General features: G+C 58.3%; 14 protein-coding genes. 8 read left to right on the forward strand and 6 right to left on the reverse strand.

Translation table 11 applies throughout. The features are described from left to right. Positions 1-17: 17 nt before the first annotated feature. Together QA646_RS10395 and QA646_RS10400 are read right to left on the reverse strand one after the other, a co-directional pair. The gene (locus tag QA646_RS10395; protein WP_283055382.1) at positions 18-1,472 is read right to left on the reverse strand and encodes a hypothetical protein; all 1,455 of its coding nucleotides are present in this window, start codon (positions 1,470-1,472) and stop codon (positions 18-20) included. Positions 1,473-1,584: 112 nt separating this feature from the next. Further along, complete coding sequence (locus QA646_RS10400) at positions 1,585-3,027, reverse strand: hypothetical protein (protein WP_283055383.1); 1,443 nt, start codon at positions 3,025-3,027, stop codon at positions 1,585-1,587. A 294-nt stretch (positions 3,028-3,321) separates the two neighbouring features. Here QA646_RS10400 and QA646_RS10405 point away from each other — a divergent pair, with 294 nt between their 5' ends. From QA646_RS10405 to QA646_RS10425, 5 genes are all read left to right on the forward strand, one after another. Next, positions 3,322-3,936, forward strand: coding sequence for a 50S ribosomal protein L25/general stress protein Ctc (locus QA646_RS10405; RefSeq protein WP_283055384.1), 615 nt, complete (start codon positions 3,322-3,324; stop codon positions 3,934-3,936). Between the two features lie 244 nt (positions 3,937-4,180). Next, positions 4,181-6,547 carry an EAL domain-containing protein gene (locus tag QA646_RS10410; protein ID WP_283055385.1) on the forward strand — a complete coding sequence of 789 codons (2,367 nt, stop codon included), beginning with the start codon at positions 4,181-4,183 and terminating at the stop codon, positions 6,545-6,547. A gap of 16 nt (positions 6,548-6,563) precedes the next feature. Continuing rightward, on the forward strand, positions 6,564-7,295 hold the full coding sequence (locus tag QA646_RS10415; protein WP_283055386.1) for a transporter substrate-binding domain-containing protein: 732 nt from the start codon (positions 6,564-6,566) through the stop codon (positions 7,293-7,295). A 75-nt stretch (positions 7,296-7,370) separates the two neighbouring features. After that, complete coding sequence (gene pth, locus QA646_RS10420; RefSeq protein ID WP_283055387.1) at positions 7,371-8,087, forward strand: aminoacyl-tRNA hydrolase; 717 nt, start codon at positions 7,371-7,373, stop codon at positions 8,085-8,087. Position 8,088: 1 nt separating this feature from the next. Continuing rightward, positions 8,089-8,568 (forward strand): GNAT family N-acetyltransferase, encoded by a 480-nt coding sequence (locus QA646_RS10425; RefSeq protein WP_283055388.1) that lies wholly within the window; start codon positions 8,089-8,091, stop codon positions 8,566-8,568. Positions 8,569-8,583: 15 nt separating this feature from the next. Here QA646_RS10425 and clpS read toward each other — a convergent pair whose 3' ends face one another. Further along, a complete protein-coding gene (gene clpS, locus QA646_RS10430; RefSeq protein ID WP_283055389.1) occupies positions 8,584-8,895 on the reverse strand; it encodes an ATP-dependent Clp protease adapter ClpS in 312 nt (103 codons plus the stop codon). A 259-nt stretch (positions 8,896-9,154) separates the two neighbouring features. Here clpS and ychF point away from each other — a divergent pair, with 259 nt between their 5' ends. After that, positions 9,155-10,258 (forward strand): redox-regulated ATPase YchF, encoded by a 1,104-nt coding sequence (gene ychF / locus QA646_RS10435; protein ID WP_283055390.1) that lies wholly within the window; start codon positions 9,155-9,157, stop codon positions 10,256-10,258. A gap of 114 nt (positions 10,259-10,372) precedes the next feature. On the opposite strand, the gene QA646_RS10440 is transcribed toward ychF, so the two are convergent. After that, positions 10,373-11,485, reverse strand: coding sequence for a hypothetical protein (locus QA646_RS10440; protein WP_283055391.1), 1,113 nt, complete (start codon positions 11,483-11,485; stop codon positions 10,373-10,375). Between the two features lie 183 nt (positions 11,486-11,668). Between QA646_RS10440 and QA646_RS10445 the strand changes: the two genes are divergently transcribed. Further along, positions 11,669-12,133: a MaoC family dehydratase gene (locus QA646_RS10445; RefSeq protein WP_283055392.1), complete on the forward strand. Its 465-nt coding sequence runs from the start codon at positions 11,669-11,671 to the stop codon at positions 12,131-12,133. Then, positions 12,130-12,597 (forward strand): MaoC family dehydratase, encoded by a 468-nt coding sequence (locus QA646_RS10450; protein WP_283055393.1) that lies wholly within the window; start codon positions 12,130-12,132, stop codon positions 12,595-12,597. Before QA646_RS10445 ends, QA646_RS10450 begins: the two co-directional genes overlap by 4 nt. Positions 12,598-12,633: 36 nt before the next feature. Here the strand turns inward: QA646_RS10450 and QA646_RS10455 are convergent, their stop codons facing one another. Both QA646_RS10455 and QA646_RS10460 read right to left on the reverse strand, forming a co-directional pair. Next, entirely contained in the window at positions 12,634-13,176 is a 543-nt protein-coding gene (locus QA646_RS10455) for an adenine phosphoribosyltransferase (RefSeq protein ID WP_283055394.1), read from the reverse strand. A gap of 120 nt (positions 13,177-13,296) precedes the next feature. Further along, positions 13,297-14,163: a cytochrome c1 gene (locus QA646_RS10460; protein ID WP_283055395.1), complete on the reverse strand. Its 867-nt coding sequence runs from the start codon at positions 14,161-14,163 to the stop codon at positions 13,297-13,299. Positions 14,164-14,188 lie beyond the last annotated feature (25 nt).

Below are 14,188 nucleotides of genomic sequence, written 5' to 3' on the forward strand. Positions count from 1 at the left end.
TCTGAAATTTGGAAGGCTTATTTGATGACTTGTCCGTTGATCGTCACGGACTCGTCGTCGGCGATGCTGACGTCCCAACGCGAGCGTCCGTCGGGATCGGTCTTTGCAAATCCCTTGGCCATCATCAGGCCGAAGGACAATTGGTTAAGGTCCGGCTCCGTCTTCGCCGCGTCTTGAACGGCAGAGATGGTCTTGTCGAGATCGCGCGCGAACACCGTCATCGTCATGGACACACGATCCTTCTCGTTCAACCAGCCGCGCATGCTGCCGGAAGCCTCGATATCATAGAGCCCGGAGACCGCGCTGATTTTCGGGAAATTGATGGTCATCGTTCCGTCCGGGAACATCGCCTGCTGCAACTTGTCGTCCATCGACGCTGTGCTTCCGGGATTATTGAAATCGGACTGCTGCAGAACATCCAACAGAGCGGAAAAATTCAGGTTGGGAAATTGCATCTGCAGTTCGGCGACGTCGGGAATGAAGGCGACATAATCCTGAGGCACCAGGCCGGAAGCCAGGGTCAGCTTTTCAGCGCGCATGCCGAAATCGGCATTCATCGCATTGGCCGGCCCCGCCACCTTGAACGAGTAACCCATCTGCTGCAGCCCACCGTTGCCGAGCGGAGTTGTCACCGAAATATCCTTGGCGGAAATAGACTCTTCAAGCGAACCAACGATCGGCATCGCGTTCCGCAGCAATGCCTTGAGCGCCGCGCTTTCGCTGTCAGACAGGGTCTTCGTGTCCTTGTGGTCGGAGACGAAACGCAAAATCTCGTTCAGCGCCTTCAGCGGCAACTTGGTCGCATTGGCCCTGAAATCGATCGCCCCAATTTTGAATTCGCCCAAAGTTGCGGCATCGGAAGAAATCTTATCGTTGAACGATTGCAATCCCCCGATCATCTGGAGGTCAAGCTTGTCCGGCTCGCCGCTGCTGGATGAGGAGAGCGCATAGTTGATACCATCGATGGTGATATCGTTTTTCTCCACACCGTTGTCCGTGGTCTTGGTGGAAAGCGTAATGCCGCTGCCCTTCACGTCCATCGAACGAACATAATGGATGGCAGGATCGAAGACGCCCGTGAAACTGGACGAAGCCAGCGCGTAACGGAACTCCGCATTCGGGCTGCTGCCGGGCTTCGAACGTGCCGTCACGTCGATCGCATTGTTGCCCTCGATGTTCCACAAGCCGCTATCCTGCGGCGTTGCAAGGGCCGTCAGCGGCTTGAGCCCCGTAACGTCGAAACCTGTGACGTTCAATTTGTCGAAGAGCTTCTGCAGGTCATAGATGATTTCATAGTGGCCGCCCGACGGCGTCACTGCAACAAAGCCGTTTTTGACCAGATCGTCCGGCAGGAAATGCGTCAGGTTGCCGAGCAGGTCTTTGGCCCCCTGCTCGTTGACGTCGGCCGCCTGCGAGGCGCCGGCCAGACCGACGGCAAAAGCCGCGGCGACGGCAACTGTTTTAAGACGCATAATTCACCCCCGTGATGCTAGGAAAAACAAGTTGAAAGCAGGAAAACCCTAAACGTGATTCTCAATTGAATGATGACGCCGCATGCATCAGCTTGCGAGCCAGGTGATGGCCTCAAAGCCCTTTCATCACCTGCCCGTTCACCGTGACGGTCCGATTTTCGTCCATCGTGACATCCCAGCGCAGGCGACCATCCTGATCCGTCTTGGCAAAGCCCTTGGCGGCAATCAGGCTGAAGGAAACGCCGTTCAGTTGCGGGTCTGTTTTTGCAGCATCCTGAACGGCTGCAACCGTTTTATCGAAATTGCGGGCAAGGATCGTCGCCTGCAGCGAATAGCTTGGATGATGCTTCGTGGAGCCTTTCAGCGCGCCGGAAACCTCAAGGTCATAGACACCGGAAGCCGCGCTGATCCTCGGGAATTCAAGCGTTCCGTAGCCGCTCGGGAACATGGTGCGCTTCAATGCTTCGCCGGAGACCGGCGTGGCACGGGTCGTCACCGCTTCCAGAACCGTGTCGATGATACCCTCGAAATTGACGTTGGGAATTCCGAGCTGCACATCGATGGTCTCCGGCAGGAAAGCTGCATAGGCCGGCGGAATAAGGCCCGCATCCGGTGTGAAATGTTCCGCCCGCAAGCCGAAGTTGATGTTGGACGCCTTTGTCAGACCATCCATCTTGAAACTGTACTCCAACGTCTTGAGACCGACCTTACCCTTATCGGTCGATACCAACGCGTTGTTCAGCGTCACCATCTCGTTAAGCGAACCGAACCCCGGCAAGGCGCGGCGCACCAGTTGCTCGAACTTTTCGCTGCCGCTTTCCGACAACTGTTTCGCTTTTACGTGCTGAACGAAGAAGCGGATGAGTTCACGCAATTCCTTTGCCGGTAAGCTCGTCGCGGTCACTTTGACATCGATGCTGTCAGCGCTCAGGTTGGCGGATGGAGCCCCGGGGGTCACAATTTGTTCGCTGAGATGCTGCAGTGTGCCCTGCGATTGCAGATCCACTTTGCCGGCTTCGCTGCTATCGGTCACGGTATGGGTCAAGGATGCGCTGTCGATGGTGGCATCCACCTTACGTCCGGCGTTCCTGCCGTTGCCGGTGCTAGAGAACTTGGCACCATTGCTCTTGACCTCCATCGAACGCATCATCTCGATCGTCGGGTCGAAAATGCCTTCAAAGGAGCTGGATGCAACCGAATAGGTGATGTCTGACGCAGGCGAATGAACCGAAGCATCCAGGCTGTTGTCGCCCCTCAGATGCCACCTGCCCTGATCAAGCGGCTGCGCGAACAGCGTAAGCGGCTTCAAGCCGGTAACCGAGAACGCGCTTGAGTTGATCTTGTCGAAAAATTTCGCGAGATCGTAGGTGATCTCATACTGATCGCCGGCCGGTTTGACAGCGACAAAACCGCTGCGGGCAAGGTCGCGTGAGAGCGAATGCGTCAGGATACCGCGCAGTTCCCTTGCGCCCTGCTCATTGACGTCAGCCGCCTGCGCAACGCCAGCGAGACCGATGGAAAAAACTGCGGCGGCGGCGATAGCCTTGGGGCGCATACCCGACCTCTTCCTTTGACGCTGATCGATTGGAGTCGACTGTTGAAGGGGCCAAGGGTATATGTCAAGCCATTGATAGAAATAGCATCGTCGGCTCTTTATCGTGAGTTGCAATGTCATCACAGATGCGCTTTCTCCGGAGATGCTTGCACCGCTGGCCTCTTTGTATTATACGCCACGCGTCCGCGTAGACACCCTTGGAGGCAACGCGGATGAGGCAGGGCTTGCCCTCCTCCAGTTCAACCGGCTCCGATGAACGGATGAACTCTCCAAATAACCTCGAAAGGAATAGCCATGAGCCACGATAGCTACGAGCTCAAGGCCGAGGCGCGCGAACGGGTTGGTAAGGGGTCCGCCCGTGAACTTCGCCGCAACGGTTTCATTCCCGCTGTCATCTATGGTGACAAGCAGGCCCCCATTTCGATCGCTCTCAGCACCAATGAGGTGACGAAGCGCATCCATGCCGGTGGTTTCCTCACCACGATCGCGACGATCGACGTCGACGGCAAGAAGATCAAGGTTCTGCCGAAGGACTACCAGCTCGATCCGGTCCGCGATTTCACGGTCCACGTCGATTTCCTGCGCGTCTCCGGCAATACCCAGGTGACCGTCGAAATCCCGGTTCACTTCGTCAACCACGAAAAGTCTCCGGGCCTCAAGGCTGGCGGCGTGCTGAACATCGTTCGCCACGAAGTCGAAGTCCACTGCCCGGCCGATGCGATCCCGGAATTCTTCACCGTTGATCTGTCCGGCCACAAGGGCGGCGCCAGCATCCACATTTCGGATATTACGCTGCCGAAGGGCGTGTCCCCGGTCATCACCGACCGCGACTTCACGATCGCAACGATCGTTGCTCCGGCCGCCGGTCTTGCCGAAGAGGAAAGCGGCGAAGAAGAAGCCAGCGCTTAATCGGCATCTTCATCCCGACGCATTCAAACCCGCCTCCCTCTGGGACGGCGGGTTTTTCATGTATAGATTCTAATAAAAGCAAAAATAAATCTAATCATTTTTGAAATTAATACTCGATTTAAATCCATTAACTCCCCGGTTTTTCAGCAACATTTAACAAATTCGTGAAAGTTTACGCGAAAGAGTTGTAGAGAACGGCCAACCCCAAGATCAGCCGGTCTACGACTGGGGAGCAAGCGGAACTATGAGTCATTCCGTCGAAAACAGGTTTTTCGCGATCGTCTGCGGCGCGCTGCTGGTTTTCGTTGCGCCGCTCTTCGTCTTGTTCCTCTTCCTTTCGTCCGAACGCGCCGAAAAGGAAATCAAAGATCATATCTCCGTTCTGCTCGTCGCCAATGCGCAGGCGCTGGCCAAGCCGCTATGGGACCTCGACGAAGACAGCGTCACCCAGATCAGCGCGACGACGGTCGCCGAGGGTGCGATCGTCAAGGTCAATGTTCGCGACCTCTCCGGTCAGCTCGATGTTACGCAATCGACCATCCCGAGGTCTTACAAGGGCCTGTTGGAGTCCATCGCCCGCCCGATCATCTACAACGGCGTGGACGGCCCGAAAAATCTCGGCACCATCACTGTCTTCTACCCGGCACTCGGCCTCTTCGACGGTTTGAAGAACGAGGAGATCGTCTTCATCTCGATCTTCATCTTCGCCGTGCTGACCGTTTTCGGCGCGGCCCTCATCGGCAACCGCATCTTCATCATCCAGCCGCTGATGCGGCTGACCCATGCCGTCGAAGCGACGCGGCGGCTCGGCTCGCGTCATCATGTGGACTGGCAGTCGAACGACGAGATGGGACGCCTCGCGAGTAGCTTCAACGACATGCAGAGCAAGTTGGAACGCGAGGAAACCGAGCTGAAGCTTGCTCACCGCCGCGCCACCGACACCTACAATCTGACGCCGGCCATGCTCTTTTCGCTCGATAAGGACGATTGCATCGCAGCCGTCAGCGATTATTGGCTCGCGGCCACCGGCTATGCCCGCTCCGAGGTGCTGGGGCGTAAATTCGCAAGCTTGGTCTTGCCGGAATCGCGCGAGAAATACACCGAACGCAAGCGCAGCCATTCGGACAGCGCCGCCCGGCTTGACGTTACGGTCAAATTCCTGTGCCGGGATGACCGGATCATGGACGTGCTGATCCTCGAAACGACGGCGATCCAGGATGGTCTTTCGCTCTCGGTCATGACCGACGTTACCGACCTCAAGCAGTCCGAGGACCGCAACCTGCGCCAGGCGATCACCGACCATCTGACGGGCCTCTTGAACCGTCAGGGTTTCGAGACGGCGCTCGATGCCAAGATCAACGAGGCGGATCTGCGCAAGCGCGAACTCGCCTGCCTCTTCGTCGATCTCGACCGCTTCAAATGGATCAACGACAATATGGGCCATGCCGCCGGTGACGCGGCGCTGCGCGAACTGGTTTCGCGCATGAAGGCGCGATTGGTCCCGGGCGATATCGCTGCGCGCCTCGGCGGCGACGAATTCGCCATCCTGCTGCTTGCCGAAGACGCCGAAAAAAGAGCATTCGACATGGCAGCCCGCATCGCCGAAGTCTTCGAGACGCCTTTCGGCGGCGATGCCCGCCTCAGCGCCAGCATCGGCATCGCCATCTACCCGCGCCATGCCGCGAACGCCGCCGAGCTACTGCTGAAATCCGACATAGCGATGTACGCAAAGAAGCGCGACGGCAAGAACGGCGCGCAGATCTTCGACAACAGCATGCTGGACGATTCCCGCCGCCGCGCGGAGCTGGAAAGCCATATCGAAAGCGGCTTGAGCGACGACTGGTTTGAGGCGCATCTGCAGCCGATCGTCAATATCGATGATCGCTCCATCGCCGGCTTCGAGGCGCTGATGCGGCTACACCACCCTCAGAAAGGCATCCTGCCGCCGGCACGGATCATCGACGTTGCCGAGGAGACCGGCTCGATCGTACGCATCGGCAATCGTATCATGGAGAAGGCGATCTCCCACTTCGCCCGCCTCTCGCGCCTCGACGGCATGCAGGACACTTATCTCGCTATCAATTTCTCGCCGCTGCAATTCGAATCCGGACTGCCGATGCGCATCGCGGCCCTGCTGTCCCGCCACGATGTCCGCCCCGAACGCATTGTCGTCGAAATCACCGAAGCAGTGCTGATGGACGACAATCCGGAGACGCGCACGGTCATCAACGAAATCTGCCGCTACGGCTGCCGCATCGCGCTCGACGACTTCGGCACGGGCTACTCATCGCTGAGCTATATCAACCGCTTCCCGGTCGACATCATCAAGATCGACCAATCCTTCATCCGCGCGATCAACGACAATGCCTCCGATGTCAGCCTCAAGAGCCGTATGCTGGTCGAAAGCATCACGACGTTGTCGCACAAGATGAACTGCACCGTGATTGCGGAAGGTATCGAGACTGAGGAAGAGTGCGCAACCCTGCGCACCATGGGGATCGACTACGGCCAGGGCTACTTGTTCCATCGGCCGCAACATCCGAACGATCTTATGAACGCGCTTGCGGTACCGCGAGCCGATTACCCCGCGTCTGTGGCGCAAGCATCATAGCGAAACGAGGAACTACATGCGAAAATTGCTGCTCCTGGTATTTTTCAGCTTGTCCTCTCTGAGCAGCCTCTCCACGGCGCGAGCAGAAACCATCAATTTCACTACGGAAGAATATCCGCCCTTCAACTATCGTGAAGGCAAGACCCCCGTCGGCGCGACCGTTGAACAGGTGGAGAAGATGATGGCAGATATCGGCATCGACTATACGATCGATGTGTTTCCCTGGGCGCGCGCCTACAACCAAGCTCTGACGGCGCCGATGACCTGTGTCTTTGCAACCGCTCACAACGACGCCCGCGACAAGCTGTTCACATGGGTTCAGCCGTTGCTGATCGATCGTAACATCCTGATCAAGCATACTGGGTCCAGCGTCACCGCCGACACGCTCGATGAAGCCAAGAGTTATCTCGTCGGCACGTGGCGGGGCGACTATACCGAGACGACGCTGCGGCAGGCCAACTTTGCACGGATCGATGTCGGCGCCGATTTCCGGGCGACGCTGAAAAAGCTGATGAGCGATCGTATCGACCTGATGCCGATCTCCGAACTCTATTTTGATAAGCTGAAAAAGGATGGCAATGCCATCGAAAAGGTCACCGTCCTCTCCGAACAGCCGATGGGCATCGCCTGCCAGAAGGATTTCCCCAAAGATCTTCTGACGAAGATGCAGGCTGCGCTCGACAAGCTGATCGCCGACGGCACGCAGAAGCAGATATTCCTGAAGTACGGCCTGAACGTCGGCAACTGACGCGGTTGCCGCCTTGACTTTGCCGCCAATTCGCTGTCGTGAAGGGCATCGGCATTTTCCAAGGGGTGAAGCGCAATGCTTCTTATCGCGGGTCTCGGCAATCCCGGCGCCAAATATCAGGGCAACCGTCACAATATCGGTTTCATGGCCGTGGATGCGATCTACCGTCACAATAGCTTTTCGCCCTGGTCGAAAAAATTCCGGGCTGAAATTGCGGAAGGCGAACTTGGCGGCCAGAAAGTTCTGCTGATCAAGCCGCAGACTTTCATGAATCTTTCCGGCGAATCCGTCGGCGAGGCCATGCGCTTCTACAAGCTGGAACCTTCCGACCTCGTTGTGATCTATGACGAGCTCGATCTGCCGGCCGGCAAGGCGCGGCTGAAGACCGGCGGCGGCCATGGCGGCCATAACGGCATCAAATCGATCGACGCCCATTGCGGGCGCGAATACCGCCGGCTGCGGCTCGGCATCGGTCATCCCGGCATCAAGGAACTGGTGCACAATCATGTGCTTGGCGATTTCGCCAAGGCGGACCGGAGCTGGCTGGAACCTCTATTCGATGCGCTCGCCGACAATGCCGACATGCTGGTGCGCGGCGAAGATTCGCAGCTCATGAACAAGATCGCCCTTGCCCTCGGCGGCAAGGCGGAAGACGAGGCGCCAAAGCCGGAAAAGAAGGCCGTGGCCAAGTCGCACATCCATCAGGCTCGCAGTCATAACCAGCCGCGGATGCCGGAAAGCGGCCCGATGGCCGAGATGCTGAAGAGAATGTTCGGCAAAAAGGACGATTGAAATGGCGGACTCGGCAAGCGACAAGACTGCGGATATTGTGATCCGCCCGGCCGCCGCCGGCGACCTGCCTACGCTGCTGGCGCTCTATCGCCATCTCAACCACGACGATCCGGACATGGATCCCCGGCTTGCGGAGGACCGCTTCACAACGATCCTGGCCCATCCGGGCATGACGATCTTCATCGCCTTCCAAGACGATCTCGCGGTTTCATCGGTCACACTGGTCATCGTCCCCAACCTGACGCGTTGCGGCGCTTCCTATGCGCTGATCGAAAACGTCGTCACGCACGCCCATTACCGCCAGCGCGGCCTTGCACGAGCGCTGATCGCAACGGCCGTCGCGACGGCCTGGGAGAAGAATTGCTATAAGGTGATGCTGCTGACCGGCTCAAAGAATCCGGCGACGCTGCGCTTCTACGCCAATTGCGGCTTTTCACAGGACAAGACAGGCTTCCAGATCCGGCGTCCTGCCGTAAACTGATAACTCTGCCCGAGCTTATTCTTCCGGTTCCGTGGTGAACATCAGCGGGAAACCTGCGCTTTTCGCCAGATCGACCGCTTCCTGCGCCTTGGTTTCGGCAATATCCCTGGCGCACACCATGACCACGCAGGTGCCGAGCTTGTGCGCAGTCATCATGACGCGATAGCCCGTCTCCTCGCTCATCCGGAAGACGGCCTTCAGCACCATGATGACGAATTCGCGTGGCGTGTAATCGTCGTTGACGAGAATGATCTTGTAAAGCTTCGGCCGATCGAGCTTTGGCTTCGTTGTGGTCTTCGGTTTTAGGACGACATCATTGTCACTCATCGGGCTCACCGTTGATGACAGGAAAAAAGGATTTGTGGCTGATAGTGAATTTATACCGCACTGCAACCGGCCATTCAAGGAAAACAACGTTTTCGGGAGGACCAGCAGATCAATCGACCGTGAGGAACAGCTCCATTTCGCCGTCTCGTCCGACTTCCTTCCCTACAGAAAAACGGCGCATCCGCCGTGTAAGGCTTGACCCGCAACGGCCCTTCGCCCATACGCACAGCAAAGTTTTTCAAGATATGGACAAGGTGCCATGGGTTTCAAATGCGGTATCGTCGGATTGCCGAATGTCGGCAAGTCCACTCTGTTCAATGCGCTGACCAAAACGGCGGCGGCGCAGGCGGCGAATTATCCCTTCTGCACAATCGAGCCGAACACGGGTGAAGTCGCGGTTCCTGATCCGCGCATGCGCAAGCTTGCCGACATTGCCAAGTCGAAGGAGTTGATCCCGACGCGCATCTCCTTCGTCGACATCGCCGGTCTCGTACGCGGCGCGTCGAAGGGCGAAGGCTTGGGCAACCAGTTCCTCGCCAATATCCGCGAAGTCGATGCCATCGTTCATGTGCTGCGCTGCTTCGAAGACAGCGACATCACCCATGTCGAAGGGCGCATCAATCCCGTCGCCGATGCCGAAACGATCGAGACCGAGCTGATGCTTGCAGACCTCGAGAGCCTGGAGCGCCGCACCGAGCAGACGCGCAAGCGCGCCACCGGCAAGGACAAGGAGTCCATGGCGATGCTGCCGATCATGGAAGCCTCGCTCCAACTGCTGAACGAAGGCAAGCCGGTCCGCACCCTCCTGTCGAAGCTCGACGCCGAAGAAACCCGCATTCTGAAGGGTCTGAACCTTCTGACTTCGCATCCCGTCCTCTATGTCTGCAATGTCGCAGAGGCCGATGCCGCGACGGGCAACGAGCACACGGCTGCCGTCGCCGCCATGGCGAAGGAGCAGAATTCCGAGGTGGTGATTATTTCCGCCGCCATCGAAGCGGAAGTGGCGCAACTGCCGGAAGACGAATCCACGGAGTTCCTCTCCGCTCTCGGCCTCGACGAAGCCGGTCTCGACCGGCTGATCCGCGCCGGCTACAAGCTGCTGCACCTCATCACCTATTTCACCGTCGGTCCCAAGGAAACGCGCGCCTGGACGATCGAAAAGGGCACCAAGGCTCCGCAGGCCGCCGGCGTCATCCATTCCGACTTTGAACGCGGCTTCATCCGCGCCAATACCATCGCCTATGACGATTACATCGCCTACAACGGCGAAACAGGCGCGAAGGAAGCCGGCAAGGCACGCGACGAAGGCAAGGAATACGTCGTCCAGGACGGCGACGTCATCCATTTCCGCTTCAACACCTAAAGCACTTCCAGGAAAAGTGCGCAGCGGTTTTCCGTCCGGAATGCGAAAAACGAAGGAATAGAGCGGGAAAGTGTTTCCGTGAGACGCTTTCCCGCTCAGACGTGATTGCCGGTCTCACCGGAGCGCCGGCAACCTCCCCTGGACAGATGCCGGCAACAGCCGGACAACAGCGCGGCGCAGATGCGGCCAGCCGACACCGATCACCAGCACGATCAGGCCAACAATCATCAGCACGATGAAGCTGACCTTGTCGAGACTGGCATTGTTCTGCCGCAGAATGACACCGATCGCGACGCCGAGTGACATCAGCCCTGCGGTCACGAAAGCACGCCTGTCGATGATCAAGCCGACCAGCATCATGATCACCACAATGGCGACGATCGTCAGCGCCTGCGCATAGCCGCCATTCTCGACGGTGGCAGATAGAAACGTGCCGTTGTTGCCGGCCTCAAGCTGAAATACCAGCAGGATCGCCGAGTAAAGCAGCGCCGGCGCCGTGACGAGATGCAGCCAGAAAGCCACATCCGAGCGACGCGTCCTGCGGCTGGGGTCGCTGAGATCGAAACGCATCGCCACTGCAAATGCCCCGAGTGCGGCCGCAAAGGCGATGCAGTACGACTGCAGCGGATAATTCAGCACGACATCCGATGTGCCGGTGGCAAGGCTGATCAGATAGAAAACGGCGGCGAGCAACAGCGTGAATAGCGAGAAGAGCAGCATCGCCAACGACAGCGGCACGCGATAGCGCCAATAATACAATGCAAGCAGCGGCGGGAACGGCAAGGCTATTCTGATCCAGGAGCTCATGAGGCCCGGACCGCCATCGAAATGCATCATGGCTACCCAGAGGGTCCAATGGACCAACGCAATCGTCAGCACGACGGCGGGAAGCGCCAGGCGTTGGCGACGAACTAGGATTTCGGCCAGGATTATGATGGCCGGCAGCGGCCCGTAATAGCCGGTGAGCCCCCACAAGCCGACAAGCAGGACGATGATGCCGATAGTGATCAGCACGTCATGAAAGCCGCGAATGAAACGCGGCGCTTCACTATCCTCCAGCGGATTCGCCACATCGTCTTCGCGGGGCTGCGAAAGATCGCTCCTGACGGGAGCCCCGTTTGTGCCGACATTTCGCTGAGCCAAATAGGGCAAAAGCCGGGTCGCCTGATCCGAGGAGATGATCCCCTCGCCGGCGGCGCCTTCCAGCGCGGTCTTGAGATCGCTCATGTCTGTTCCTGCCTGATGATATCGTTGCCAAGCCTCATCATATCGCCGGTGCACAATCAAGGGCTGCGAAGCTCGGTCACCATTCGCCGCGCCTGTTTTCCGATCGCTACCATGAAAATGCTTGCACCTTTGCCGCCTGACATGCGATTGCGCACGGACGGAATGAAGAGACCGGTAACGGATATGGCAAAATTGACATATGAGGACTTTCAGCCCGGACAAGTATTTCCGCTCGGCCCGAAACATGTGACGGCGGAAGAGATCATCGAGTTTGCGCGTGAGTTCGATCCGCAACCGATGCATCTCGACGAAGCTGCCGGCCGCGCCAGCATACTGGGCGGGCTTGCCGCTTCCGGCTGGCATACCTCGGCGATGTTCATGCGCATGATGACCGACAGCTATCTGCTCAATACCGAGGCCGAAGGCGCGCCGGGCATCGACTTCATGGACTGGAAAAAGCCGGTTTTGGCAGGCGATACGCTTTCGGGACGATCGATCGTGCTGGAGTCCCGTGCCATGCGTTCCCGCCCCGGCATTGGCATCGTCAGGTTCCGCCATGAGGTGGAAAACCAACGCGGCGAACTCGTTTGCCTCGGCGAAAATGCGACGATGATCCGCATGCGCCTGCCCGTGGAGACCTCCGCATGAGAATGACGGAACTTTACCCGATCGGCGAACGGGCCGAGATCGGCAGCCATACATTCACGGCCGAAAACATCATCCGTTTCGCCTCACGCTTCGATCCGCAGATTTTCCATATGGATGCAGAAGCGGCCAAGCACACATTGTTCGGCGGGCTCTGCGCATCCGGTTGGCACACCTGCGCAGTCTGGATGCGCACTTTCGTCGATTATTGGAAAATCGAAACTGCCCGCCTCCATGCTGGAGGCAGAAAACCGCCGAACCTCGGCCCGTCCGCCGGTTTCCAAAAGCTGCAATGGCTTCGGCCTGTCTTTGCCGGTGACACCGTCACCTACGGAGTGACCTTGCTTGCCAGCCGCCCGCTGGCGTCCCGCCCGGGCTGGACGCTCAACACCATCCTCTGCGACGGGATCAACCAGCACGGCACGGCAGTGTTACGGTTCGAGAGCACCGTGCTGGAATTCGAATAGACACCTTCGCCCCACCGGGAGAAGGTATGTTGTTCTTCAATGCCCGGAAAATTCCACCAGGGTATGAACCGGCACATCAAGCGCTTCCAGCTTCTTGCGGCCGCCCAAATCCGGAAGGTCGATGACAAAGCAGGCGGCAACGATCTCGGCGCCGATTTGACGCAGCAACTGGACGGCGCCGACAGCGGTGCCGCCGGTGGCGATGAGATCATCGACCAGGATCACCTTCTCGCCGGGATTTACCGCATCTCGGTGCATCTCCATCTCATCGACACCGTATTCGAGGCTGTAGGCGATGCGCACGATATCATGCGGCAGCTTGCCCTTCTTGCGGATCGGCACGAAACCGGACGACAACTGATGCGCTACGGCGCCGCCAAGAATGAAACCACGTGCCTCCATGCCGGCGACCTTGTCGATCTTGGTGCCGGCATAGGGGTGCACCAGCGCGTCGACTGCACGACGGAACGACCTGGCGTTGCCGAGCATCGTGGTGATGTCACGGAAGATGATGCCGGGTTTTGGATAATCCGGAATGGAGCGAATGCTGGCGGCGAGCTCCGAAGCGATAGTGTCCATATAAATATGTGCTCTCAGGCTATGACAGGGCGGGCCGCACACTATCAAGACACGTGTTCGATACCAACAAAAAAGGCGACCGATGACGGCCGCCTCTTTCTGATTTCATGGCTGGGCCGCTTAGTGGGCGCCAGCCTTGGCGTAAACTGACCGCTTGGTGAGATAGATCAGTACCGAGAAGATCAGCAGGAATACGATCACCATGAAGCCGAGCTGCTTGCGATCCTCAAGATGCGGCTCCGAGGCCCACATCAGGAACGAGGCGACGTCCTTTGCATATTGATCGACCGTCTGCGGCGAGCCGTCGTCATAGGTGACTTGGCCGTCGGAGAGCGGCTTTGGCATGGCAAAAGTCGCAGCCGCATCGAAATACGGATTATAGTGCGAGTTCTGCGGAACCTGGAAGCCGGCCGGCGGCTCTTCATAGCCCGTCAGCAGCGAGTAGATATAATCCGGCCCGCCCTCCTGATATTGTGTGAAGATATCGAAGATGAACTGCGGGAAACCGCGTTCGACCTCACGCGCCTTGGCAAGCAGCGACATATCCGGCGGCACCGCGCCATTGTTCGACGCCGCAGCCGCTTCGTCGTTCGGAAACGGCGACGGGAAGTGGTCGGATGGAAGCGCCTTGCGGGTAAACATCTCGCCCTGGGCGTTCGGGCCGTCCTGCACTTCATAATTCGCTGCGAAGGTTTTGACCTGCGCTTCCGAATAGCCGAGCTCTTCCAGCGTGCGGAAAGGAACCAGCTTCATCGAATGGCAGGCGGAGCAGACTTCCGTATAAACCTTCAGGCCACGCTGAAGCTGCGCTTTGTCGTAGTAGCCGAAGGGGCCGGAGAAAGTCCAGTGCTGCTCCCTCGGCTCCTTGAGCGGATAATGCGGCGTCGCGGCTTCGGCGGCAGGCTTGGTCTCTGCGGCAACGGCGGCAACCGTCGCAAAGCCACCGATGAGAGCGATCGACAAAAGGCCGGCAACAAGCTTTTTCATTGTTTTCTTCCTCTATCGTCGCCGG

Origin of the sequence: Rhizobium sp. CB3090 (assembly GCF_029714285.1) — a bacterium.
Classification (GTDB): Bacteria; Pseudomonadota; Alphaproteobacteria; order Rhizobiales; family Rhizobiaceae; genus Rhizobium.

What these genes read in the sequence shown, in the direction of transcription:
- QA646_RS10395 (WP_283055382.1), bottom strand. Translation starts at nt 1,472, where the DNA reads ATGCGTCTTAAAACAGTTGCCGTCGCCGCGGCTTTTGCCGTCGGTCTG.
- QA646_RS10400 (WP_283055383.1), bottom strand. Translation starts at nt 3,027, where the DNA reads ATGCGCCCCAAGGCTATCGCCGCCGCCGCAGTTTTTTCCATCGGTCTC.
- QA646_RS10405 (WP_283055384.1), top strand. Translation starts at nt 3,322, where the DNA reads ATGAGCCACGATAGCTACGAGCTCAAGGCCGAGGCGCGCGAACGGGTT.
- QA646_RS10410 (WP_283055385.1), top strand. Translation starts at nt 4,181, where the DNA reads ATGAGTCATTCCGTCGAAAACAGGTTTTTCGCGATCGTCTGCGGCGCG.
- QA646_RS10415 (WP_283055386.1), top strand. Translation starts at nt 6,564, where the DNA reads ATGCGAAAATTGCTGCTCCTGGTATTTTTCAGCTTGTCCTCTCTGAGC.
- pth (WP_283055387.1), top strand. Translation starts at nt 7,371, where the DNA reads ATGCTTCTTATCGCGGGTCTCGGCAATCCCGGCGCCAAATATCAGGGC.
- QA646_RS10425 (WP_283055388.1), top strand. Translation starts at nt 8,089, where the DNA reads ATGGCGGACTCGGCAAGCGACAAGACTGCGGATATTGTGATCCGCCCG.
- clpS (WP_283055389.1), bottom strand. Translation starts at nt 8,895, where the DNA reads ATGAGTGACAATGATGTCGTCCTAAAACCGAAGACCACAACGAAGCCA.
- ychF (WP_283055390.1), top strand. Translation starts at nt 9,155, where the DNA reads ATGGGTTTCAAATGCGGTATCGTCGGATTGCCGAATGTCGGCAAGTCC.
- QA646_RS10440 (WP_283055391.1), bottom strand. Translation starts at nt 11,485, where the DNA reads ATGAGCGATCTCAAGACCGCGCTGGAAGGCGCCGCCGGCGAGGGGATC.
- QA646_RS10445 (WP_283055392.1), top strand. Translation starts at nt 11,669, where the DNA reads ATGGCAAAATTGACATATGAGGACTTTCAGCCCGGACAAGTATTTCCG.
- QA646_RS10450 (WP_283055393.1), top strand. Translation starts at nt 12,130, where the DNA reads ATGAGAATGACGGAACTTTACCCGATCGGCGAACGGGCCGAGATCGGC.
- QA646_RS10455 (WP_283055394.1), bottom strand. Translation starts at nt 13,176, where the DNA reads ATGGACACTATCGCTTCGGAGCTCGCCGCCAGCATTCGCTCCATTCCG.
- QA646_RS10460 (WP_283055395.1), bottom strand. Translation starts at nt 14,163, where the DNA reads ATGAAAAAGCTTGTTGCCGGCCTTTTGTCGATCGCTCTCATCGGTGGC.